Below are 25,002 nucleotides of genomic sequence, written 5' to 3'. Positions count from 1 at the left end.
CTCAGTTACAAGTTGGCAAATCGGCAACATGGTCGCTGAGTATGATTGTTGAATATTATCAGTGACATTATCAGTAATGAGTGCTGATCTTTGATATCGTTGCTTAGTACCGCTCTCTATTTGAGTATATACAGAGATATAAATTATAAGGAGCCTCTCGGAATGAAGAAACTGTTCAACCTGCTGTTACTCTTTGTGTGTATAACGCACATTCCTACATATGCTCAAACAGGAGCTGATGAAGAGGGGTCGATTGTTGATAACTCAGGAGTGGTAGAAGAGGGTAGGGATGAACCGGTCGATCTTATTGAAGAGATTGATGCTGCAACATTCTATAGAGATCAAGCAATATCTGAGGTTTATGATTTTTTAGCCGCAGAAATTGCTTCTAAGCGTGAAGATTGGGAGAGTGCAAAAGAGCATTATGATGCGCTATTAGAACGAAATAGTGACCCAAAAGTTTTAGAGCGAAGAATTCGCCTCGATCTAGAAGCCGGCAGTATTGCTGATGCACTTCCACTTATTCAGAAATTGGTGATTCAAAATCCATATAACTTGGCAAATTATAATTTATTAGCACAAGCTTACCTTTTAACCGGGGATCTTGAGTATGCGGCAAGAACTTATAATAACCTGGTAGTGATGATCTATCTTACCAATGAGGGAGTTGTTGAACCTTCTCCTTACTTTGCGATTTTAAAGAAGCTTCATGAATTTGAAATTCCATTAGAAGAGCAGCTAACGCTCTTTAAAAAGATGGCGGCTTTAGAAGAGCATGATACTTTTCCTTTAGTGCTTTTAGCGGGTTTTTTAATCGATAATTTACGCTTTGATGAAGCAGAAGGTTATCTAGAGAGAGCATTACAGCTTGATCCTTCTAATCCTAAAATTTATGCACTCTACACCTATATCTATTGGAATGAGGGTGAACCTGAAAAATCGATTGAGTTATTAGAAGAAGCTTATAACAAGTATCAAGATCCAGAGATAGGGCTAGAGTTAGCGAATACATTAATTGCTAATTTTGAGTATGAAGAGGCTTACCAGCGCCTTATTCCTCTAATGATTTTAACAAATGAGGACCCTGCTGTTTTTGAGAAGTTTATCGGCATGGCTTATGTCATGGGTAATTATGACAATATCAAAGAGATGTTGCAGTTGAGACTGGATCAGCCTGAAATTTTAACTCGAGCAATTTTAAATCTCTTCTATTTCTCTGAAATTTTAGGGAATAGTGAAAACCTTTTAAAAGTGCTCCCTGAAATTGAGAATCCGACGCCAGAATATGCCGAAGCTCTCTATACCATTAAGGCTAAAATTGCATTAGCAGAGGGAGATTATGCACAATTCAATCACTATTTTGATCAAATTGCACAATTAGAGATCTTCGATGCACCATCACTTCTTTTGAAGCGTCTATTAATGCTCCAAGAGTTAGAGGAGTATGATCTACTTGATCAGGTATTAGTAGAGGAGGCGGCCCTACTTCCTGCGGTTGAGAGTTCCTATCTTGCTTTTCTTCGCTCGATGAGTGCTCTATATCATCAAGACTATAATGAGATGGCGGAGATTCTACAAGAAGAGATCCGTAATAATCCGCAAGATCCTATCGCCTATAATGCTTTAGGATTCTCTCTGATCGAAATCGACCCTAAAAATGCAAAGGTTGCATTACCTTTTATCTCTAAGGCAAATTTAATGGCGCCGGGGCGTGACTTTATTCAAGATAGTCTAGCCTGGGCCTACTATATGTTAGGGGATCTAGATCGTGCTTATAAATATATTGTACAAGCGTATCATCAGAATAAAGATCCTGAAATTATCGCTCACTATATCGTGATTTTAGATGCTATTGGCGAGCGTCAAAAAGCGGAAGATCTCTATCACCGTTTTAATCTATTCTTTGGAAATTCAGATGCAAAAGAGGTGCTCATCGAAAACGTTGAGTGGATTAACGAATGAGAGTAGCAAATATGCTGAAAGCAAAAAAAGGTAAACGGATCCTGTTTGCCTTTTTATTTTTTATGGTGGCAACGTTGAGTAATCTGCTGTTTGGCGCAACAGTTGTCGGTACGGGAAAGATGGAAAATCGCGGTGGAGAGATGTTAATTATCTTTCCATTAAGTCAACAGATTAAATTTAATAGTTTCCGTCTACAAAATCCTGATCGGTTAGTGATCGATATTCCTAATGCCGAGTTACAGCATAAGGCTAGCTCTCTTCCGATTAGCTCAGCTTATGTCGCAGGGGTGCGTTTAGGAACCCAGCAGGGAACCGACCTTCGTATTGTTGTTGATCTCAAGCAAGGGACAGTACCGGCGAGTGCGGCGGTCTTAAGAGGGCGCTTAGGTTATGAGTTGGTTATTGCGGTGGGTGCATCTGTAGGGAGTGTGAAAGAGGATCTCGCTTCATCAGGGCAGACAGTTGTGACTCAGCCTCAGGAGATACAAGTTGCAAAACGTGTTCCTAAGAAAAATATCTTAATTATTCTTGATCCCGGCCATGGCGGAAAAGATCCTGGTGCGGTTGGTAAAGCGGGAACAAGGGAGAAGGATGTTGTATTACAAATTGCAAAAGTATTGCAACAGAAGATCAATCGTGAACCCAATATGAGGGCGATCTTAACACGAAATGATGATACCTTTATTCCTTTGAGAGAGCGTGTATTGATTGCAAGACGGAATAAGGCAGATATGTTTATCTCCTTACATGCCGATGCGGGCTCTGCAAAAGCAGATGGCGCTTCTGTCTATATTCTCTCCACTAGTGGCGCATCGAGTGAAGCGGCAAGATTACTTGCAAGAGCTGAGAACCAATCTGACCTTATTGGTGGCGTCAAGATCTCTGATAAGGATGATGCTATCGCCTCTATGTTGCTCGATCTATCACAAGAGGCAACGATTGAATCCTCTAATGCGTTGGGAAATCATCTTTTAAAAAATTTGAGTCGTCACGCTAATCTTCATAAAAAACAGGTTGAACGAGCAGGATTTGCTGTATTAAAAGCGCCCGATATCCCATCTGTATTGATTGAGACAGGATTTATCTCTAATCCGAAAGAGGAGCAGAACCTTCGCAATAAAAAACATCAAGATCGTTTAGCGAATGATATTTTGGCAGGAATAAAGGCCTACTATAAGGAGCGTCCGGCAACGGAGCTTATCTATAGTACTGTGGTTCAGCGCTCAGATAATAGCCGTGCGCAAGTATTGACTCAAAATCAAGCAAAAGTTGTCGCTCCTCCTAAGCAGTCGATTACGATCCCTCCTATTCGTCTTGAGTCAAAATCGGTGGAGCCTGCAATTCAGCCAGTAGCGCCGCCCATTGAAGTTACGATGATTGAGCCACCGCCGGTGACGATTGGGGTTCAATTTCCTGAACCTTCTGGGCCACCTATTGAGTTGATTTCAAAAGAGCGACCACCGAAAGAGTATAGAGTGCAACGAGGCGATACTATTGCGGAAATTGCTCGGACGCATCAGGTCAGTGAGTCGGCATTAAAGCAACGTAATGGGCTTCCTGATAATCAGCTTCGAGTGCCCGCTGGAACGATCTTAATTATTCCATAATTATTGATTCCATAATCATTGATTTCATAACCATTGATTCAGTAATCGTTGTTTTTGATATTGTTTGAGATCTTTTTAGAGATTCTAATTTTATTTGAAACTGAAACTGAAACTGAAACTGAAACTGAAACTGAAACTGATGTTGATGTAGCTCTAGTTTCAATTTGAAGATCTAACGTGATCTAAGAATGGTTTTTAATTGCTATTGAGAGAAGAGATGCTTCTAGGAACTCCTAGATAGCATCTTTTTTATGATTGCATTTTATGGTTATGCGTAATTAGGTAGCAAAGAGATATAATATTTTTATCGCAAATTATTATACTTTTTAATAGATTATCTCGTTAAAAAACGGTATGTTGATGAGTGAGACTACTTTTTGTAGGGCTCGTTCTTAATATTCGTTAAGGAGATTAGTGTATGAAAATGTTATCTGATATCAATGGTGATTTGCGTCCGCAGAGCTCTTATCAACTCTTAATTGATGGGGAATGGCTCGATGGAGCGCAAGGTAAAACCTTAGAGAGCCACAATCCCGCAACAGGTGAGAAGTTGACAGAGATCGCTGTCGCAGAAAAAGAAGATGTTGATCGTGCTGTAAAAGCGGCATGGGCTGCATTTGATACGTGGAGTCAAACTTCGCCACAAGAACGAGCGAAATATCTCTTAAAGATTGCTGATCGCTTAGAGGCAGAGTTAGAGCGTTTTGCAACATTGGAAACGCTCGATAATGGTAAGCCAATTCGTGAGACGATGAATGTTGATGTTCCGCTAGCGATCGATCATTTCCGTTATTTCGCCGGCGTTATTCGTGCAGAGAGTGATGAAGCGAACCTAATTAATAAAGATAGTTTAAGTATTGTACTCAGTGAGCCTATTGGCGTTGTTGGACAGATTATTCCTTGGAACTTTCCACTTTTGATGGGGGCTTGGAAGATTGCCCCGGCACTTGCTGCAGGTAACTGTATTGTCATTAAGCCATCGAGCGATACTTCTATTACACTCCTTGAGCTTGGTCGTATCCTCAATGAGGTATTACCCAAAGGGGTTGTTAGCGTTCTGACAGGCGGTGGTTCAACTACAGGGAACTATATCTTAGAGCATGAAGGTTTTAGTAAGTTTGCCTTTACCGGTTCCACAAGTGTTGGATATAACGTCGCGAAAGCAGCTGCCGACAAGCTAATTCCAGCAACTTTAGAGCTAGGTGGAAAGTCAGCAAATATCATCTTTGAAGATGCGCAGATTGATAAAGCAATCGATGGCGCGCTGATGGGAATTCTCTTTAATCAAGGTCAGGTCTGTTGTGCGGGTTCTCGTCTCTTTATTCAGCGATCGATCTATGATCAATTTTTAGAGAAGTTGAAAGAGAAGTTTGAGAGTGTTCGTGTGGGAGATCCCCTCGACCCCAATACACAGATGGGTGCGCAAATTAATGAGAAGCAACTTAAGCAGATTTTGGGCTATGTTGATATTGCGAAAGAGGAGGGTGCGCGTGTTTTAACCGGTGGTCAGCGTGCCTCAGATCGAGGTGCATTTCTTTGTCCGACGGCGATTGTGGATGTAAAGCCCAATATGCGCATTGAGAAAGAGGAAGTTTTTGGTCCTGTTGTTGCTATTTTGCCTTTTGATAGTGAAGAAGAGGTGATCGAGCTTGCTAATGACTCGGAATATGGTTTAGGTGGCGCCGTCTGGACGCGTGATATCAATAGGGCGTTCCGTGTTGCAAAAGCTGTCCGTACGGGACGGATGTGGGTCAATACTTACAATGAATTGCCGGCACACTCTCCTTTTGGTGGTTATAAAAAATCGGGAATTGGTCGAGAGACCCATAAGATGATTCTCGATGCTTATACCCAGAAGAAGAATATTTACATTAGCTTTAACGAAAAACTTACCGGCTTCTACTAGCTTTATGCTTGATCTGAATGGAAGTAGGGTATAAGGCACTCATTAGCCGACGATGACTATCATGGATTACTGAGTGCTTATATTACTGACTGAAAGGGCTTTATCTTTTAAGGTAGAGCTCTTTTTTGTGGAATAAGGGTAGCGGTATGGTGGCAAGGGCAGTGGAATAAGAAGACTTTTTAAGCAGAAAGTAGCTAATTTTTGCACAAAGCTATTTAAATTCTTTAATGGTGCTATGAAAAGTATAAATATACTGTAAAATAGCAATCATTATCATTCGAGTGCATATTTCATTTGTAAGAGTTCGTTTGAAAGAATTCATTTGTAAAAGGACAAATTGTTTTATATATGAGAATACAGTATTGGGTTCTCATTCTCATTGTATTATCAGCGATCTCCCTCTTTGTAGGGGTGATAAATATATCGGTGAATGACCTATTTAATTTAACAGATGCTCAGAAGCAGACAATATTGATTAGTCGTATTCCGAGGCTTATTACCATTTTAATTGCCGGGGCAAGCCTCTCAATCAGCGGTCTTATTATGCAAAAATTGAGCCAGAATGCTTTTGTCTCTCCGACAACTGCCGGCACAATGGAGTCTGCACGTTTAGGGATTTTGGTAGCGATTTTGCTCTTTGCCGGAGCCTCTCCTCTTGTAAAGATGGGGTTAGCCTTTCTCTTTGCCCTTTTAGGAACATTTCTCTTTATGAAGATTCTTAATCGAATTCGTTATAAAGATGTTGTCTTTGTTCCGTTAGTGGGGTTGATGTTTGGTGGCATTATCGGTTCAATTTCAACCTTTATTGCATATAAGCATGATCTGATTCAAAATTTAGCCTCGTGGTTGATCGGTGATTTCTCTATGGTGATGTCAGGCCGTTATGAATTGATCTACATCTCCATTCCATTGATGATTATCGCTTATCTCTATGCCCATCAATTCTCAATTGCCGGTTTAGGCGAGGATTTTTCTAAAAATTTAGGTCTAAAGTATCAGCAGGTGGTCAATATCGGTCTTGCGATTGTAGCGATGACGACCGCATCTGTTATTTTGACAGTTGGGATGATTCCTTTTTTAGGTTTGATTGTTCCCAATATTATCTCACTCTATAAAGGGGATAATATCCGCACAACCCTCCCTTATACTGCGCTTTTAGGGGCAATTATTGTTCTTGCATGTGATATTTTAGGGCGCATTATTATCTATCCTTATGAGATTCCTATTAGCGTCACAATTGGTATCTTAGGAAGTTTACTCTTTATCTGGTTGCTCTTTAAAAAGGTGGGGCAAGCATGAATATCAGAGTAATCGATACAAGAATGAAGTTAGTGCTTCTCTTGATTCTTGCTGCTGCAAGCTCGGCGCTCTTTCTCTTTTATCAATTAGGGGCTAATTGGGACTATGTTTTGCCAAGGCGAGGATATAAGCTTTTAGCAATGGTCATTGCCGGAAGTGCTATAGCATTCTCTACGGTGATCTTTCAAACAGTCACGCATAATCGAATCTTAACGCCAAGTATTATGGGGCTTGATTCTCTCTACCTTCTGGTGCAGACAATATTGGTCTACTTCTTGGGCGGCAAAAATTTTGCAATGATTAGCAATGAGTGGCTTTTTCTCCTTTCGGTCTTGGTCCTAGTCACTTTTTCAATGTTGTTGTTTAAGATGTTACTTGGAAAAGATGGGCGCTCAGTCTTCTTTCTGCTCTTGATTGGAATTGTTTTAGGCGCACTCTTTCAGAGTTTATCCACCTTTATGCAGGTCTTGATCGATCCTAATGAGTTCTTCTTAGTTCAAGATAAAATGTTTGCTAGCTTCAATAATGTGCAGGTGAAGTTAATCTGGTGGGCATTAGGAATTATTGGGGTCACGATGATTCTCTATTTGCCGATGATTAAATATCTTGATGTCCTCTCGTTAGGGCGCGATCAATCGGTTAATTTAGGGATCTCTTACCGCAAGGTTGTGATGTTGACGCTGATTGTGGTCTCTGTTTTGACAGCAGTATCAACAGCCTTAATAGGGCCGATCACTTTTTTAGGCTTATTGGTGGCAAATCTGGGCTATGAGATCTTTAAAACTTATCGTCACTCAGTTTTACTGATGGGGACGATATTAGTGAGTATTATTGCCTTAGCATTTGGGCAGATGTTGGTGGAGCGAGTCTTCTCATTCTCAACGACCTTGAGTGTTATTATTAACTTTATTGGTGGACTCTATTTTATCTATCTACTTTTAAGGGGGAGCAAATAAATGGTTGTAGTCGAAGGAGTTTCAAAATTATTTGGGCAACGAAAAGTTGTTGATAATGTTTCCATTACGATCCCTAAAAATAAGGTCACATCCTTAATTGGGCCTAATGGGGCAGGTAAGAGTACACTCTTAGGGATGATGAGTCGTTTGATTGATCCTGATGCTGGTTCTATTAAGATCGATGATCGTCTGATTCGTGATTGGAAGAGTGATGAGTTGGCGAAAAAGATTTCGATTCTTAAGCAGGCCAATCATCTCAATCTTCGAATTACGGTTCGTGAGTTGGTTGCTTTTGGACGTTTTCCTCATAGTAAAGGACGTTTGACGGCGGAAGATGACGCATTGATTGATGAAGCAATTGCCTATATGGGATTGACAGATCTTGAGAATAAATATGTCTCTGAGTTAAGTGGTGGGCAGCGTCAATGTGCTTTTATTGCGATGGTAATTGCACAAAATACCGATATTATCTTTCTAGATGAACCGCTCAATAATCTAGATATGAAGCATTCTGTAGAGATTATGCAGGTTCTGCGTAAGTTAGTTGCTGAGAAGAATAAGACTATTGTGATCGTGATTCATGATATCAATTTTGCCTCTTGTTATTCAGACTATATTATCTCCCTTAAAGGGGGGGCATTAGTGCATGAAGGTGCAACAGAGAAGATTATCGATACCAATATTCTCCGTGATATTTATGATATGGAGATCCCAATTCAGACAATCAATGATCAACGGATCTGTGTCTACTTCTCTTAAGTCGCTTAAATCGCTTAAGTTGGGGGCAATCTAAGCCTAATGCTTAGAGATGAGATTTAAAGTATAAAGTTTAGAAGATAGATTGATAGGGTATGCATAAAGATAGAGGGAGCATTTTCTCTTTTTTTAAAGTATGATGATGTGAATGATTCTCAATTATATAATTGAATGGCTCTTATTGAGGAATCTTTACTAGATGGTAGTAGCTCTGTGTTGTGATGGTCCAATTCCATAAGATTCGCATCTTCTTGAGAAGGGGTAATATTGGGCTTATCTCAATTGTGATCATTTAGTTGATCGAGCTTTAAGTTATCGGCCTATCTTTAGTTCAATTTCTAGTTTAATTTCTAGTTCAATTTTTAGTTTAATTTATCGAAATAATGAAAAGCATAAAAGCTTAAGGAGTAAAAATGAAGTCCAAATCGTTTAAGAAAGTGGTTCTTGTATCGGCATTAGCTTTAGTCTTGGCAGCATGTGGTGAAGAGAAGGCCGCTACGCCGGCAAAAACAGCTGAAAGTCCTGCAAAAGAGCAGAGCAGCAGTGCTGTAGCTGAAACTAAGCGTATTACTGTTAAACATGATTCAGGAGAAACAGTTGTTCCTTTTGCGCCAGAAAAAGTAGTTGCTTTCGATTTTGGGGCATTAGATACCTTAGAGTCTTTAGATATCGATATTATTGGACTTCCTAAAGCAAATCTCCCAACCTATCTTAATGATTATAGTGCTGATAAATATCAAAACTTTGGGACACTCAAAGAGCCAAACTTTGAAGCGATTCATGCAGCGAAGCCAGATCTAATTATTATTGCAGTCCGTCAAGCGCCTCTTTATGAGCAATTCTCAGAGATTGCTCCAACGATCAATCTCTCAGTCGATGATAATGATATTATGGGGTCTACTGAGCGAAATATTCGTGTTTTAGGGGAAATCTATGGTCGCGAAGCGGATGTTGAGAAAGAGATAGCGCTTCTTAATGAAAAGATTACAAAGGTTCGTGAAAAGACTGATCAGATGGATGAGACAGGTCTCATTCTTCTTGTGAATGATGGCAAGATTAGTGCTTATGGGCCAGGATCACGTTTTGGTATTATTCACGATGTTTTAGGTATTAAGCCGGCAGATAGTACTATCAAGCAGTCGCGTCATGGCCAAACAGCATCTTTTGAATATGTGATGGATCTCAATCCTGATTACCTCTTTATTGTTGATCGCAGTGCTGTTATTGCAGGTAATGGCAATAGTGGTGCTAAAGAAGTTGTAGAGAATGATTTAGTAAAAAATACAAATGCCTATAAAAATGGAAAGATTGTCTATCTCGATCCTAATGTTTGGTATCTCTCAGGCGGCGGTTTTAAATCAACCAACCAGATGATTGATGATATTGCCGAAGCAATTGATCAGTAAGTAATTCACGAGTTTAAATTTAATTTTGAATTTAGTTTTGAATTGAATTTGAATTGAATTTTAATATCAATTTCCTTTATTCAGATTTGCCACTACTTCGGTAGTGGCTTTTTTTATCTTCAGCTTTTATCATCAGTTTTTATTTTTATCTACTGAATTAAGGTAAGGGGGAATGGGGAAAGCCCGGAAGCCCTTAATAAAAAATCCTATGGAACTACTAACAACTTATTCTGTTAGGCTCCATAGGACTTTTTAATATCGATTTTAGTATCTAGTATCTAGTATCTAGTATCTAGTATCTAGTATCTAGTATCTAAATATTTAGTTAACGACGGTTTTTGCTTGCTGCAATACGAAGGCGAAGAGCATTGAGCTTGATAAAGCCACCTGCATCTTTCTGATCGTATGCACCACCATCATCTTCAAATGTTGCAATATTCTCATCAAAGAGAGAGTCATCAGATTTACGGCCAACGATGATAACATTCCCTTTATAGAGTTTGACGCGCACGACACCATTTACAAACTTTTGTGATTCATCGATCATTGTTTGTAAAAGTTCACGCTCAGGACTCCACCAGTAACCATTATAGATTAGGCTTGCATAACGTGGCATCAACTCATCTTTAAGATGAGCAACTTCACGGTCAAGTGTAATTGACTCAATCGCACGATGTGCCTTCAACATAACGGTCCCAGCAGGTGTCTCATAACAACCGCGAGCTTTCATACCGACATAGCGGTTTTCTACGATATCAACACGACCGATTCCATTTTCACCAGCGAGTTTGTTAAGCTTCTCCATAACGGTTGCAGGAGAAGTTTCAACACCATCAATAGCAACAATATCACCATGGCGATAGGTTAACTCTACATAGGTAGGCTTATCAGGTGCTTCTTCAGGAGAGACTGTCCAGCGCCACATATCTGCTTCTGGCTCTGTCCATGGATCTTCTAACATCAAACCTTCGTAAGAGATATGGAGTAAGTTAGCATCCATTGAGTAAGGGGATTTTTTACCACCACGATCGATCTCAATATTGTTTTTCTCAGCGTAGTCGAGAAGCTTTTCGCGAGACATAAGATCCCACTCACGCCATGGAGCGATTACTTTCACGCCTGGTTTAAGCGCGTATGCACCTAATTCAAAGCGAACTTGGTCATTACCTTTACCGGTTGCTCCGTGAGAAATTGCATCTGCGTTTGTTTCATTAGCAATTTCAACGAGGCGTTTTGCAATTAATGGACGCGCGATAGAGGTTCCTAAAAGATACTCCCCTTCATAGATCGCATTTGCGCGGAACATTGGAAAAATAAAGTCGCGAGCAAATTCTTCGCGGAGGTCATCGATATAGATCTCTTTAACGCCAAGCGCCTTCGCTTTATCGCGTGCCGGCTCAACTTCTTCGCCTTGACCAATATCTGCCGTAAATGTTACGACTTCGCAATTATATTCATCTTGTAACCATTTGAGGATTACAGAAGTGTCCAATCCGCCTGAATATGCGAGAACCACTTTATTGATTTTTTCCATTATAGTCTCCTGTCGACTTTTGGGGTTTTTGACTATTTTCTTAATTCAAAGAGATCTTCCACTTCTGGAATACTCTCTTTGTCTGTGATAAATAAGATGAGATGATCATTCTGCTCAATAGAGATGGAGGGCTCAATTTTCATCACTTTCCCTCTTCGGATAAGTCCCGCGACAACGACATTTTCGGGCCAACGTATCCCTTCCAAAGATTTACCGACGATTTTTGAGGTTTCAGCATTACCGTGGGCAATAATCTCCATTGCTTCTGATTCGCCTGATCTAAGAGAGTATACCTGAACAATATCTCCTTTTCTAATATAGGTTAACAAGGTACTTAAAGTTACCTGTTGTGGCGAGAAGGCGAGATCAATATTTGACTCCTCTTCAATCATCTCAAGATAAGAAGAGCGATTGATCAGCGCCATTGAAAACTTCGCACCTAGACGCTTAGCTAACATAGCGGCCATAATATTGGTTTGATCATCATTTGTGAGCGCGCAGAAGAGATCCGTTTTATCGATATTTTCTTCAAATAGCAGTGTCTCATCGGTACAATCCCCATGAAGAATGAGGCTACGACTCAGCTTAGAAGCAAGGGCGTTAGCACGTTCTGCATTCTCTTCGATCAGTTTTACATGGGTATAAGATTCAAGCGCTTCCGCTAATGCCGCGCCGATATTACCACCACCGGCAATGGTGACTTTTTTGGCAATTCTCTGTTTAGATTGAAAGAGCTCAATGACCTCTCTTGCATCTGAACGGGCACAGAGAAAATAGATCTCATCATCCTCTTCTAAAATAGTCTCATCATGAGGAATAAATTCGCTTCCTTCCCGATAGATAGCGACATAGTTAATATTGAGATGGCGTGTTCGGCGTTTAATCTTAGCAAAACGGCGTCCATAGAGTTGAGAGTTCTTCTCTACACCGATAGAGACAATAAGCGCTTCCCCCTTAGAGAAGCGTAAAACATCGAGTGCGCCCGGCAATTCAATAATGTTTTTAATATAGTTGGTGATTAAAATCTCAGGGCTAATGACAACATCGATATGGAAGGTGGAGTCGAGCTTATTTCCGAAAAGATCGCTATGGCGAACATAATCGCGTGAACGAACCCTTGCAACCTTTAATTTAATTCCAAAAACGGTATGAGCGATTTGGCAGGCAACAATATTCACCTCATCGCTCGATGTTACAGCAATAATCACATCCATATTTTCGGCGCCGGCCTCCTTTAATAAGATAGGAGAAGCCGCATTACCGCGGATTGTGCGGATATCATACCGCTCTTTAAGAGCAGCTAATGGGGCATATTGATTATCGATAATGGTGATATCGTTTTGTGCTTCTTTTGACAAAACATGGGCAACAGTAGAACCTACTTGTCCGGCACCAAGAATCAAAATTTTCATGACTGCGATTATTCCTTTTGAAAGACGCTTAAAATAATAGCTCAAAATAGAGGGATATTGTATCTGTTTTTCTAATTGACTGCTTCTTAGATTCTTTTACGAAGTCGTTATTAAGTTGCCATCTAGTTGCCACCTAGTTGCTATCTAGCGTTATCAAGAGATTATTGAGATGTGATGAGCACATTATCGGATTGGTTGTGGTAGATAGATTCATTATCTCACTATATCTTTCTTAAAGTAGGTGGCGAAATAGATGATGAAAAGAGGAGAGTTATCACAACGATAGCGGGAAGTGAGAGATGATGAGATAGATCGCTTGCTTTTCTCCATTTCATTGCTCTAAATCCATTTTTAGGGTATAATTCTTGTCTCAAAATACCTAGAAGGTAGACTTATCAATATCTCAAAAGCTCTGATTTTGCTGTAGTCTATATAGATAGATGCAGTAGACATATACGGTCACATATACGGTCAATGGGGTGAGGGTTTTGAGGTAGTAATGAGTCTACTTTTTTCATTTGATTTGATTAATACTCTTTCATGAAGTTTTCTACTTTAACTTTCTATTTCAACTTTCTATTTTAATTTTACTTCGATTTTTTTACTTCAATTTTGGTTTTAGTCTTTCTGTTTTAGACTTTTAGTTAAAATTATGGATAGGATTCTAATAGAGGGATTCTAATAGAGAGTTTGTAATAGAGTTTTTGCAATAGGAATAGAGGGTCAATAGTAGTTGTTAAAATTCACTGTTGGGGTAATTCTTAAATCAATTCAAATTAATTCAAATCAGATCAAGTAGGTTCAAGTTGGTTCAGATCGATTATTCAAAGATTATTCAAGTCGATTAGATTAAAGTAGTTTAGTTAGATAATGATTCCTCGTTAGGTGAGGTTGCTGTAGAGTCGGAAGCTATTGCCCAGAGAATATTCGAAAATATGGATGGGTTAAAAGAGATAATTGAGTGAAGATTGTCTCGAATATAGTGAAAACAAGGGGAGATCATCTCTTCTAGGAGCGCACCTTCAGATAAGCGATATACTTCACTCTATCTCATTAGAGATCATCATCGATCACATGTAGTCACAGGAGGATGCTTTATGGTTCATCATCAAAATGCAAAAAAAGCGCATGAGTTTGCAGAAGAGACGGTCGGATCGTTAATGGATTTCGATTTTATCTGCGTTCCTGAAACCTATACAGTGAGTGAGACCTTTAAATATTTGAGGAAAAACGTTCATGGTAAGGCGAATATTCACTACAGCTATGTGATCGATCCTTTAGGGGTGTTGGTTGGCGTCCTCTCATTAAGAGAGTTATTAGGCGCTGATGAGAATGCTATCTTAAAAGATATTATGGCGCCTACGACACTTAAACTCTCTTATGATCTTGACCAAGAGAAAGCGGCTAAAATTTTCCAAGACTCAGATCTTGTCACATTGCCTGTGATCGATACTAATGGACGAATGATCGGTGTACTCCATGTTGATGAGATGATGGATGTTTTGCAACAAGAGGCGACCGAAGATATCCATAAGATGGCATCGATCTCTGTAGATGAGGATGAAGAGGTTAAAGGCTTGCTCGAATCTTCCATGGGATGGCTCTATAAGAAACGTATTGGATGGCTTGTGATTCTTGTGTTTGTTAACCTCCTTTCTGGTGCTGGAATTGCCAGTTACGAAGAGTTGCTCAATCAACATATCTATGTTGTCTTCTTTCTTCCTCTATTAATTGCAAGTGGTGGAAATACAGGATCACAATCAACGACACTTGTTATTCGAGCTATGGCAGTCGGTGATGTTACGATGCGAGATTGGGGTAGGGTCTTTGCTAAAGAGGCTTTAGTATCATTTGCACTAGGAATTACAATGGCGGCAGCGATCGCGGTGATCGGTTACTATCGTGGTAGTGATTATGGTGCCGGAACAGAGACGGCGATTATTATTGCTTTATCGATGGTAATTGTTGTAATGTTTGGTGGTCTATTAGGGGCTATTATTCCTTTTGTCTTTAGATTATTTAAGCTCGATCCGGCAACCGCAAGTACACCCCTTATTACCTCAATTTGTGATATCGCGGGTGTCTTTATCTACTTAGGAATCGCTAGTCTTTTCTTGCAGTTATAGGTGAGTGGTCAGCGTGATCAGAGAATCTAAATGTATTATCTAACCATATTGTATAGATGCATAGATGTGTAGATGTATGAAAGAGAGTTAACTTATGCTCTATGAGAAGAAGTGATCGGTGATCCTTATCATCGATCCTTTTTTATTGTTTATGAGATAGTTATGGGATAATTCTGAGATCTTGAGATGAGAGGTAGGGTTTAACTTGAGGACTTAGTTAAGCGCTTGGATAAAGTTTTCAACTCAATAATTGAAGTTGAAGGTAAAATCAAAATCAAAATCAAAATCAAAATCAAAATCAAAGTTACAGTTACAGTTACAGTTACAGTTACAGTGATAGCTTACGTTAAAGCTTAAAGTGAAATTTAAAGCGAAGTTTAAAGTAAAGTTTAAATAAGAGTTAAGAGAGGATCGTGTGAAGAGAGAAGAGGGGTTTTTAACAACAATCGGCTACTATTTTTCTCGGCAGAATCTCTCTGTAGCACTTCTTGGTTTTGCTTCAGGATTGCCGATCTTGATGACACTCTCAACGTTAACCTATTGGCTCTCTACTTTAGGGGTGCAAAAGAGCGCAATTGGTCTTGCGTCACTTTTAGGATTGCCTTATCTCCTTAAGTTTTTATGGGCACCACTCCTTGATCTTTTTACTCTTCCTCTTTTAGGGCGTTTAGGGCATCGTAAAGGATGGATCTTACTTTTTCAGCTTATTATTGCCGGCATATTTGCACTTTTAGCATTTATCGATCCCACAGAGAATCCTTATCTTTTAGGCGTCTTAATCTTTCTATTAGCGACTGCATCGGCAAGCCTTGATATTGTGGTAGATGCTTATCGTATCGACTCTTTAGATGAGGAGACGCAAGCTTATGGTGCCAGCAGTTATCTTTTTATGTATCGTATTGCGATGCTGTTGATGGGGGCCGGAGTTTTAGCGCTCTCCGATTTTTATAGCTGGTCACTCATATTTCAAGGTGTAGCATTGCTCTTTCTCTTGATTTTTCTCTTAACGCTCTTGATAAAAGAGCCAAAAAGAGAGGAGGTTGTTACAGAGCCCAATGCGCCATTAGTGGTACCTTTGAAGCGATTTATGGAGGGTTTTGTCCAATTTTTTAAGCGAGATAAAGCGCTTCTATTTCTACTTTTGGTTATCTGTTATAAGTTGCCCGATGCTGTCTCTGGAATAATGGTTACTCCTTTCTATCATGAGATGGGCTACAGTGGTGCTGAAATTGGTGCGGTGACTAAGGTCTATGGCTTAATTGCAACATTATTAGGCGCATTTTTGGCTGCAACCATTATTCATAAATTGGGGCTCTATCGAAGCCTAGTTGTTTCTGCGATTTTAATCGGGATTACCAATTTGGGATATCTGCTAATTATCGCAAAACCTAACTTATGGATGTTGATTGTAGCCATCAGTGGTGAGAATTTTATCTCTGGCTTTTCAAGTGCGCTCTTTATTATGTTTTTAGGGCTATTGTGTGATCGTAATGCTTCTGCTACACAATATGCACTATTAAGTGCTTTGGCTTCTTTTGGTTTGCGCGTATTTGGTGGAGCATCGGGCTTCCTCGCGGAAGGACTTGGATGGGAGGGATTCTTTATCAGCACGGCGATTCTCTTTATTCCTAGTCTACTGCTGATTCTTCTTCTAAAGCCCTCTATTGTTAAAATGAGAGTCCCAACTTCTTAGGCTTTACCCTCTTAATCTTAAGTTTTTTTATAGGGGAACGTAGAGGTCTAGGACTGTATAAGAGAAGATCATAGCCATAATATCATTGACGTTTTTGAGCTTTGGAGTATTGGAGCTAAAGCGTTGATAATCGTTAGTTTAGGTTTATAGAGATCGCTGAAAGATCTCTATAAACTAAGTATCACTGAAAGTATCGCTAACTTCCGTTTCTATTGAGAAAGATTGGGAAAGGGTTAAGAAAGGTTAAGAAGCATTAACTTTAAAGTTCGCTGTAACCTGATCTTCTAAAGTTAATGTGAGTTGATCTCCAGGAGCAAGCTTACCAACTCCTTCAGGCGTGCCGGTGTAGATAATATCTCCTTTTGAGAGACCATAGATAGTCGAAAGGTAGGCAATAATCTCCGCAATAGGATAGAGCATCATTTTAGAGTGACCATTCTGTTTTAACTCACCATTTTGTTTAAAAGTGAAGGTGATATCGGTGGGATCTTTGATCTTATCAGCCGAAATAAAGGTGCTGACAATTGCCGCTCCCGGAAAGCCTTTACATTTTGTCCAGGGCTCGCCTCGCTCTTTGATTTGATCTTGGAGATCACGCGCCGTTAAATCGAGTCCTACACCATATCCGCCAATAACTGAGAGAGCGGATTCTTCAGAGAGATTTTTAGCATCTTCTTTAATGTAGATGACCAATTCCGCCTCATAGTGAATGGCATCTGAGAAGGAGGGCAGTGTAATAAGATCGCCCTCCACAGCAAGTGCCGAAGTGGGCTTTAAAAATACCAGCGGTTCTGTTGGTGTGGCGTTATTAAGCTCTGCAATATGTTTTGCATAATTTCTTCCGATACAGAAAATATTCTGAATTGGAAAATTACTACCTTCAATTGTTATTTCTGCTCTTTTCATCTCTTCTCCTAAGGTTGAATATTGAATGTTATAAGTTGTTTACACGACGCTTTTTTAAGCGTGATTGAATACTATTTTTTAGTGTAATAGATCTCCGGCAAGTATGTTAGCCCATTTATAGCTAAGGTGACTTTTTATACAGATTGTAATTGATACAGCTTTTTAGAGTTACTGCTATTTTTTTAGTAGAGGCTATTTGGTAGAAGTTATTTAGTAGAGATTATTCTTTAATCTCTCATTTTGAAAGAGAGATAATAGAAGCGAGATATAATATATTTAATCTATATAATGAAGGTTATAGGGATAAAATAAGAGAGAAATGAAAATAGATAGCTTAATTATCACGATAAATCTATCACGATAAATCATAAATTATCAATTATGAAACGTGATAGATAGCACCATCAAATAGTCGTTATAAGTTGGATAGGGCTGAGAAGATTAAAATAGAGATATATTGAATAGAACTCTATTGAATAGAAGTTTATTGAATAGAAGTCTATTAAAAAATATTTAAAATATTACGAAAGAGTAAATAAAAGAGTAAATAAAAGAGTAATTACAAAGAGTAGAGGAGCTACTTTATGGCAAAGAAAGAGAAGAGATCGACAGATATAGAGAACCGATTAAATGTACTAAGGGCAGGTGTTTTAGGAGCTAATGATGGCATTATCTCTACAGCCGGATTGGTTATTGGGGTTGCAAGTGCGACAACAAATTTAATGACTATCTTAATTGCAGGGCTTGCGGGTTTATTAGCGGGTGCCTTATCGATGGCAGGGGGAGAATATTCTTCTGTAAGTACACAAAAAGATGTAGAGAAAGCGGAAGTAGAGAAAGAGAAAAAGTTATTAGATAGCGATTATGATGGTGAAAAAGCCGCTTTAACGCACTACTATGAAGAGAAAGGGCTCTCATCAGATTTAGCATCGCAAGTAGCAACGGAGTTGATGAAAGAGGATGCCTTAGCTGCGCGTGTTCAGGCGAAGCTCAATATCACATTAGGAGAGTATGTTAATCCTTGGAATGCTGCATTCTCTTCTATTATCTCTTTCTCCTGCGGTGCGATTATTCCACTTCTCTTTATTCTTTTCTTGCCCCAAGAATTTAAGATTGTAGGGACCTTTGCTGCCGTCTCATTAGCTCTTGCTTTAACAGGGTTTGTCAGTGCAGCATTAGGGGGCGCACCTCGATTAAAAGCGGTTATTCGAAATGTAATTGTAGGGATGTTAACAATGGCTGTTACCTATGGTTTAGGGCATATAGCACATATTTAAGGGTAATTAATTACTACTGAGATTGAGTATTTTTGTGAAGAGTATCTATTATTATCCATAAAGAAAAGAGGGGCCAGCTCGTTATGATGTGAGTCAGCCCCTCTTATTTTATGCCTTTTAGTGGCATTATAATAGGTAAGGATTAACTCCAAAGGTTTGATAATTCTCTTCAGTTAAACGAATTGATAATGGTAATGTTAAGAGATCTTCGATAAAGGGATCTGCGAGTAGAGTTTTAGTGCGATCTGTAACCTTGAGGTAGGTCTGGCACTCATCACAAACTTCTGCATAGATTGGGCTTTTATCTCCCTCGATACGCTGTTGATAGAGCGATTTGTTGCTCATACACTCGGTACATTGACCTCTGACGACATGCCATTTTGTTTCACAAAATGAGCAGTAGAGATAGCGAAGCCCATCTTCACTATTATCGAGAACGCTACTAATTGCCGGCATTTTACAACAAGGACAGAGGTCTCGTTCTCTGAGCTGGTAGTTCTTATCAATCTCTAGTTGCGCTGCGGCATGATGAAGGGTTACCTGTAATGCTGCTAGGAGAAAGATACGCTCTTCTGCTGCAATCTTATCGAGTTCTAATGTTAAGAGCTGTTGAAGAAGGGTCTTGAGAGTGATTTGATCTTGGCTCTTCTCTTTAATCGTTGCAATGATGGATAATATATTGTGATAGGGATGATCAGCAGTTCCATCGATCTCTTGTGTGAATATCAATTTTAGTTTTTGGCAGATCGTTTTTAGTGCGACTTGGAATTGGGTGAGTGTTTCGTTTGTGATGGCAATAAAAGGAGGAGTCTCTTGAAGGGTAATCTTCTTTTTCTCTGTAGAGTTAAGGCTCGCTAATTGTTGGAATGCATTCTCTTGCACCATCACAATATGAAGTAGGAAGGGGAGCGCCGTCATATCGGGGTGATTTTTGATGGCCTCTTTGAGTACTTTTTGTCGGTAAGGATAGTGACTCCCTTTAGGGGGGAGGATCTGAATAATCTCTTTGATACCACCAACAGGGATATTAGTCATAATTTATTCTCTTTTGGGTTCTCTTAAAATTTAGATAGTTGATATTGAAGTGGGATATTGAAATCAACTAGTGAAGTCTAATAGACTAATAAGTCTATTAGTATAAAGTATGGATGAAATAAAGTGTTGAAGTAGGCATTGAAATAGGAGAGCTCCCTTAATCTTAGCATTACATCTCGCTTTACAAAGATCTTAGGAGCTCTCTTTTAGATACCATTACTCATTACTTTTCATAATGATATCTTGATATAGTTTTGAGTAATTTTTTAGTTGTTTGCTGAGTTTACCTGAACTATTTCTTTAAAGGCTCATTATCTTGGCTATTTTTGCTCTCTGATTGCTCAACACCTGCCATCACTTCTTTATACCAAAGTGGGTGATGTGATTTAGCCCATTTCTCTGTAACGACACCTTCTGTCATCGCACGAATAGTCCCTTTTACCCAGATTGCCGCATAGACATGCACAATAATTGATGCAATGAGGATTAAGGCAAACCAAGCATGAAGTAGAATCGCAACACGGCGAAGAGGAATACTGAAAGCATTCGCAAAATAGGGCTGCCACATCATGATTCCAGTAATGATTAACACAATCATTGAGAGTGTCATTACCCAGAACATCACTTTCTGGCCGGCATTATATTTCCCAACATTCGGAAGATGCTCACCTGTAATAACCTCTTTAACAGAGAGCGCCCACTTCACATCCTCTTGATTGATAAAGTTTCGCTTTACATAGCGGAAAAACTGGATAAAGAAGCCAATAAACATGATGACACCAACGAAAGGATGGACAATACGAGCCATCTGCGGTGTACCAAAGATTTGGCTAAACCAGAAGAAGCTAGGGTAGAAGAAAGCTAATCCTGAAAAAGCAAGGAGAATGAAGCAGAAAGCTACTACCCAGTGATTAATGCGTTCCGATGCGGAATATCGCTGTATAAGTCTCTCTTTTGCCATAATCTACTCTCCTTTACCTTTTGATTTTTTAGGATCAATAACTTCTTTTCCTTCATCAGGATCATCTGCACGGCTAGGTCCTACAGTAACGTAGTGTAAAAAGCCAGTGAAGACCGCCGCTGCAATACCAAATGTAGAAAGGGGTTTTAAGATACCTTTCCAGAGACTTGTAACAGGGCTGATCTTTGGATCTTTCGGAAGGTTGCTATAGAGCTCTGGTTTATCAGCATGTTGAAGAACATACATGACATGCGTTCCGCCAACGCCTGCGGGGTCATAGAGTCCTGCATTTTCATAACCACGAGCATTGAGATCTTTGATTCGATCTGAGGCATATACTTTCATATCCTCTTTAGAGCCAAATTGGATCGCGCCTGTTGGGCAAGACTTAACACATGCCGGTTCTTGACCAACAGCAAGACGATCAGAACAGAGAGAACATTTATAGGCTTTGTTATCTTTTTTGCTCAGACGTGGGATATTAAATGGACAGCCTGTAATACAGTAACCACATCCAATACAGTTCTCCTGATTAAAATCAACAACACCATTATTGTATTGAACGATCGCTCCAGGAGAAGGGCATGCCTTTAAGCATCCCGGATCTTCACAGTGCATACAGCCGTCTTTACGGATTAACCACTCCAATTTGCCATTTTCTGTCGTCTCATTAAAGCGCATTACCGTCCAAGACTCATTGGTTAAATCAGGAGGGTTATTGTAAGTACCATCACATGTCCCTACGACATCGCGCAGATCATTCCATTCAGAGCAGGCAACCTGACATGCTTTACAGCCGATACAAGCTGAAACATCGATCAATTTTGCTACTTCAATGCCTTGACGTACATCTGGGGATTTAGTTGAAGTCGCAGAACGACGTTTAATATCTAAAGATTCTAAAATCATTTTTATCTATATCCTTTTATGCATTGAGTGGCTCAACATTCACAAGGAATGTCTTATATTCCGGTGTCTGTGTATTTGCATCACCGACCGCAACAGGTAAGAAGTTGGTCAAGAAGCCTTTCTTCGCAACGCTCTCAAATCCCCAGTGAACGGGAATTCCAACTTGATGTACCGTTTTGCCATCAACTTTAAGTGGCATGATTCGCTTAGTGACAACTGCAACAGCTTCAACATAACCACGATTTGAAGAGACCTTAACACGATCACCTAACTTGATCCCTTTCTCTTTTGCTAATGCTTCGCCAATTTCGACAAATTGCTCTGGTTGCGTAATCGCGGCAAGAAGTGCATTTTTAGTCCAGAATTGGAAATGCTCTGTTAAGCGATAAGTTGTTCCCACATAAGGGAATTTGTCGTGTGTACCAAGCATGTCACGATCTCGCTTAAAGATTCTAACTGCCGGATTATTAACCGGTGTATAGAGCGGATTGTAGCCAAGCGGTGTCTCCATCGCTTCAAAGTGGGTTGGGAAAGGACCATCAACTAATTTATCGCTTGATGAGAGTCGACCAACACCTTCAGGATTCATAATAAATGGATCCATAGGGCTACCTGGAGCTGCGGTTGCATCAAAGTCAGGAACATCCCAACCGATCCAGCGCTCACCATTCCATTTGAAGAGACGGCGATGAGGATCCCAAGGTCGTCCCATGCGATCAGCAGAAGCTCTGTTGTAGAGTATGCGACGATTTGCCGGCCATGCCCAAGCCCAACCTAATGTAATACCAAGACCGGATGGATCGCTATTATCACGACGCGCCATCTGATTTCCTTCTTCCGTCCAAGATCCCGTATAGATCCAGCAACCTGCCGCCGTTGAACCATCATCTCGTAATTCAGAGAAGCTACCTAAAAGCTCTCCTTTCTTACGGATTAATTTGCCATTATCATCATAAAGATCTTCTAGTGCGTAACCATTTTGCTCTTTAGTGATCTCTTCTGAGCTCGGATAAAGTGGCTGAGCATAATCCCATTGGATATGCATAATAGGATCGGGGAAGGCACCACCTTCTTTTTTGTAGAGCTCACGTAACTTAAAGAGAAGGCGAGAGAGAATTTCTGTATCCCCTTTTGATTCACCAGGGCCATCAGCTGCTTGATAGTGCCACTGTAACCAGCGAGCAGAGTTGACAATAGAACCTGAGCCTTCAACGAAGCAGTGTGCAGGGAGACGATATACTGTTGTCATCACCTCTTTGGGGTCGATATTGTTATGTGCGCCATGATTTTCCCAGAAACTACCCGTTTCTGTTGTTTGTGGGTCAATCACAACAAGATATTTTAATTTCGCTAATGCTTGACGATTCTTATTGGTGTCAGGAATCGCCGCTAATGGGTTAAATCCTTGGCAGATATAACCATTCATCTCCCCTTGATCCATCATCTCAAAAGCTTTAATGATGTCATACATTTTGTCCCATTTAGGGAGATAATCGAAGGCAAAATTATTCTCTTTGGTCGCGTAAGGACCATAGAAAGTCTTCATCATACTATTGAAGAACTTCGGTGTGTTTTGCCAATAGTTCATCTGCCCAGGACGAAGAGCTTTGGGGGTTGTCTCACGAATATACTTCTCATAAGTATTCTGAGAATCGCTTGGAAGATTGAGGTATGCCGGGAGCTGCGTGGAGAGAAGACCTAAGTCTGTCAATCCTTGGATATTTGAGTGCCCACGTAAGGCGTTAACACCACCTCCAGGAACGCCCATATTTCCTAAAAGAAGCTGAACCATCGCCATTGTGCGGATCATCTGTGTTCCAACAGTATGTTGTGTCCAGCCTAATGCGTAGAGGATCGTGGAGGCTTTATCATTAGCGGCACATTCACCTAAAGTTTCAGCGATATAGAGGAAATCTTTCATCGGTGTGCCGGTAACGCGTTCGACCATCTCAGGAGTATAGCGATCGTAGTGGGCGCGCATCATATTGAAGACACAACGAGGATGTTGAAGTGTCTCATCTACTTTAGCGTAACCATTCTCATCGAGCTCATAGGTCCATGATTCCCGGTCATAGCGTTGTAACTCTTCATTCCAACCCGAGAAATAACCATCTTCAAAGTCATAATCGGGATGCATAATGAATTTTGCATTCGTATACTCTTTTACATACTCCAAGTTGATCTTGTTATTATCGATCAACCAGCGGATTAAGCCACCTAAGAAGACAATATCAGAGCCAGAGCGGATCGGAGCATAGAAATCTGCAACCGCAGAAGTTCTATTGAAGCGTGGATCGACACTTAATAATTTAGCGCCTCGTTTTTTGGCTTCAATCGCCCATTTGAATCCCACAGGATGTGCTTCGGCCGCATTTCCTCCCATTACGAGGATCACATCAGCATTACGAATATCGACCCAGTGATTGGTCATTGCTCCACGACCAAAGGTTGCCGCTAAGCTTGCAACTGTTGAGCCATGGCAGACACGTGCCTGGTTATCGATCGCAATCATTCCTAAAGCACGAATAAATTTACCAGTGACAAATCCATTCTCATTAGTAGTTGCAGAAGTTGCTAAAAATCCGGTGGAGGTCCAGCGATTGACAGTCACGCCATCGCTATTTTTTGTTTGGAAATTGGCATCACGATCATCCTTCATCCAGCGTGCAATCTCATCAATGGCTTGATCCCAAGAGATGGGTTCCCACTTATCAGAGCCAGGACGTCTTACCTCTGGATACTTAACGCGATTAGGGCTATGAACAAAGTCGATAACGCCGGCACCTTTAGGGCAGAGTGAACCACGACTTACCGGATGATCAGGGTCTCCCTCAATATGAATAATCTCAGCCTTGGAGTTTTTCGGTTTACCGCCCATAGAGTAGACTAACATTCCACAACCGACAGAGCAGTAAGTACAGACGGTTCTTGTCTCTTTAGCTTTTAAGATCTTATATTCTCTAACAGCTGCTTCTGAAATGCTCGGCATCATTCCTAATGCTGCGAGGCTTGTAGCACCAACGGTGCCCGCCGACACTTTGAAAAATTGTCGTCTTGATAATTCCATCGTTATTTCCTTTAAACTTTTATAGTTTAATGAGGTAGAAAGAGCTCATTAATTAGGTCAACTATCCTGATCTGATATTTCTCTGCAATTTCTCTCTACGGCCTCTATTTTATCGCTGTATACACCATTGCTCATAGAAAAATCGTTATTTCTGCTCAATCAATTTATGATAGAAAGCAATCGTCAAATT

General features: G+C 40.2%; 17 protein-coding genes. 10 read left to right on the top strand and 7 right to left on the bottom strand.

What is annotated here, in order from left to right; all coding sequences use genetic code 11:
• Positions 1–162: 162 nt before the first annotated feature.
• The 7 genes from B9T19_RS08650 (at position 163) to B9T19_RS08620 (ending at position 9,892) form a co-directional block, all read left to right on the top strand.
• Positions 163–1,962 carry a tetratricopeptide repeat protein gene (locus B9T19_RS08650; RefSeq protein ID WP_094568228.1) on the top strand — a complete coding sequence of 600 codons (1,800 nt, stop codon included), beginning with the start codon at positions 163–165 and terminating at the stop codon, positions 1,960–1,962.
• Positions 1,959–3,569 carry an N-acetylmuramoyl-L-alanine amidase gene (locus tag B9T19_RS08645; RefSeq protein WP_233146833.1) on the top strand — a complete coding sequence of 537 codons (1,611 nt, stop codon included), beginning with the start codon at positions 1,959–1,961 and terminating at the stop codon, positions 3,567–3,569. The genes B9T19_RS08650 and B9T19_RS08645 overlap by 4 nt, the downstream gene beginning before the upstream one ends.
• A 418-nt stretch (positions 3,570–3,987) precedes the next feature.
• Entirely contained in the window at positions 3,988–5,475 is a 1,488-nt protein-coding gene (locus tag B9T19_RS08640) for an aldehyde dehydrogenase family protein (protein ID WP_198959073.1), read from the top strand.
• A 348-nt stretch (positions 5,476–5,823) separates the two neighbouring features.
• Positions 5,824–6,774 carry an ABC transporter permease gene (locus B9T19_RS08635; protein WP_094568227.1) on the top strand — a complete coding sequence of 317 codons (951 nt, stop codon included), beginning with the start codon at positions 5,824–5,826 and terminating at the stop codon, positions 6,772–6,774.
• On the top strand, positions 6,771–7,730 hold the full coding sequence (locus tag B9T19_RS08630) for an iron chelate uptake ABC transporter family permease subunit (protein WP_304441103.1): 960 nt from the start codon (positions 6,771–6,773) through the stop codon (positions 7,728–7,730). The genes B9T19_RS08635 and B9T19_RS08630 overlap by 4 nt, the downstream gene beginning before the upstream one ends.
• Positions 7,731–8,489 (top strand): ABC transporter ATP-binding protein, encoded by a 759-nt coding sequence (locus B9T19_RS08625; RefSeq protein WP_094568226.1) that lies wholly within the window; start codon positions 7,731–7,733, stop codon positions 8,487–8,489.
• 410 nt (positions 8,490–8,899) lie between these two features.
• The gene (locus B9T19_RS08620; protein WP_094568225.1) at positions 8,900–9,892 is read left to right on the top strand and encodes a siderophore ABC transporter substrate-binding protein; all 993 of its coding nucleotides are present in this window, start codon (positions 8,900–8,902) and stop codon (positions 9,890–9,892) included.
• Positions 9,893–10,217: 325 nt separating this feature from the next.
• Here B9T19_RS08620 and B9T19_RS08615 read toward each other — a convergent pair whose 3' ends face one another.
• Together B9T19_RS08615 and trkA are read right to left on the bottom strand one after the other, a co-directional pair.
• On the bottom strand, positions 10,218–11,426 hold the full coding sequence (locus tag B9T19_RS08615; RefSeq protein WP_094568224.1) for an argininosuccinate synthase: 1,209 nt from the start codon (positions 11,424–11,426) through the stop codon (positions 10,218–10,220).
• Positions 11,427–11,458: 32 nt separating this feature from the next.
• Entirely contained in the window at positions 11,459–12,838 is a 1,380-nt protein-coding gene (gene trkA / locus B9T19_RS08610; protein ID WP_094568223.1) for a Trk system potassium transporter TrkA, read from the bottom strand.
• A 1,097-nt stretch (positions 12,839–13,935) separates the two neighbouring features.
• Between trkA and mgtE the strand changes: the two genes are divergently transcribed.
• Entirely contained in the window at positions 13,936–14,964 is a 1,029-nt protein-coding gene (gene mgtE, locus B9T19_RS08605) for a magnesium transporter (protein WP_094568222.1), read from the top strand.
• Between the two features lie 415 nt (positions 14,965–15,379).
• Positions 15,380–16,657 (top strand): MFS transporter, encoded by a 1,278-nt coding sequence (locus tag B9T19_RS08600; RefSeq protein WP_233146832.1) that lies wholly within the window; start codon positions 15,380–15,382, stop codon positions 16,655–16,657.
• Positions 16,658–16,900: 243 nt separating this feature from the next.
• Here the strand turns inward: B9T19_RS08600 and B9T19_RS08595 are convergent, their stop codons facing one another.
• On the bottom strand, positions 16,901–17,563 hold the full coding sequence (locus tag B9T19_RS08595) for a fumarylacetoacetate hydrolase family protein (protein WP_094568221.1): 663 nt from the start codon (positions 17,561–17,563) through the stop codon (positions 16,901–16,903).
• A 584-nt stretch (positions 17,564–18,147) separates the two neighbouring features.
• On the opposite strand from B9T19_RS08595, the gene B9T19_RS08590 reads away from it, so the two are divergent.
• The gene (locus B9T19_RS08590) at positions 18,148–18,840 is read left to right on the top strand and encodes a VIT family protein (RefSeq protein ID WP_094568220.1); all 693 of its coding nucleotides are present in this window, start codon (positions 18,148–18,150) and stop codon (positions 18,838–18,840) included.
• 126 nt (positions 18,841–18,966) lie between these two features.
• Here B9T19_RS08590 and B9T19_RS08585 read toward each other — a convergent pair whose 3' ends face one another.
• From B9T19_RS08585 to fdnG, 4 genes are all read right to left on the bottom strand, one after another.
• The gene (locus B9T19_RS08585; RefSeq protein ID WP_094568219.1) at positions 18,967–19,875 is read right to left on the bottom strand and encodes a formate dehydrogenase accessory protein FdhE; all 909 of its coding nucleotides are present in this window, start codon (positions 19,873–19,875) and stop codon (positions 18,967–18,969) included.
• Positions 19,876–20,167: 292 nt separating this feature from the next.
• Positions 20,168–20,836: a formate dehydrogenase subunit gamma gene (locus B9T19_RS08580; RefSeq protein WP_094568218.1), complete on the bottom strand. Its 669-nt coding sequence runs from the start codon at positions 20,834–20,836 to the stop codon at positions 20,168–20,170.
• Positions 20,837–20,839: 3 nt separating this feature from the next.
• Positions 20,840–21,745: a formate dehydrogenase subunit beta gene (gene fdxH / locus B9T19_RS08575; RefSeq protein WP_094568217.1), complete on the bottom strand. Its 906-nt coding sequence runs from the start codon at positions 21,743–21,745 to the stop codon at positions 20,840–20,842.
• A 16-nt stretch (positions 21,746–21,761) separates the two neighbouring features.
• Positions 21,762–24,812 carry a formate dehydrogenase-N subunit alpha gene (gene fdnG / locus B9T19_RS08570; protein ID WP_094568216.1) on the bottom strand — a complete coding sequence of 1,017 codons (3,051 nt, stop codon included), beginning with the start codon at positions 24,810–24,812 and terminating at the stop codon, positions 21,762–21,764.
• Positions 24,813–25,002: the final 190 nt, after the last annotated feature.

Origin of the sequence: Ignatzschineria sp. F8392 (assembly GCF_002252045.1) — a bacterium.
Taxonomy (GTDB): Bacteria; Pseudomonadota; Gammaproteobacteria; order Cardiobacteriales; family Wohlfahrtiimonadaceae; genus Ignatzschineria.
This window is presented reverse-complemented; position numbering and strand designations above follow the sequence as displayed.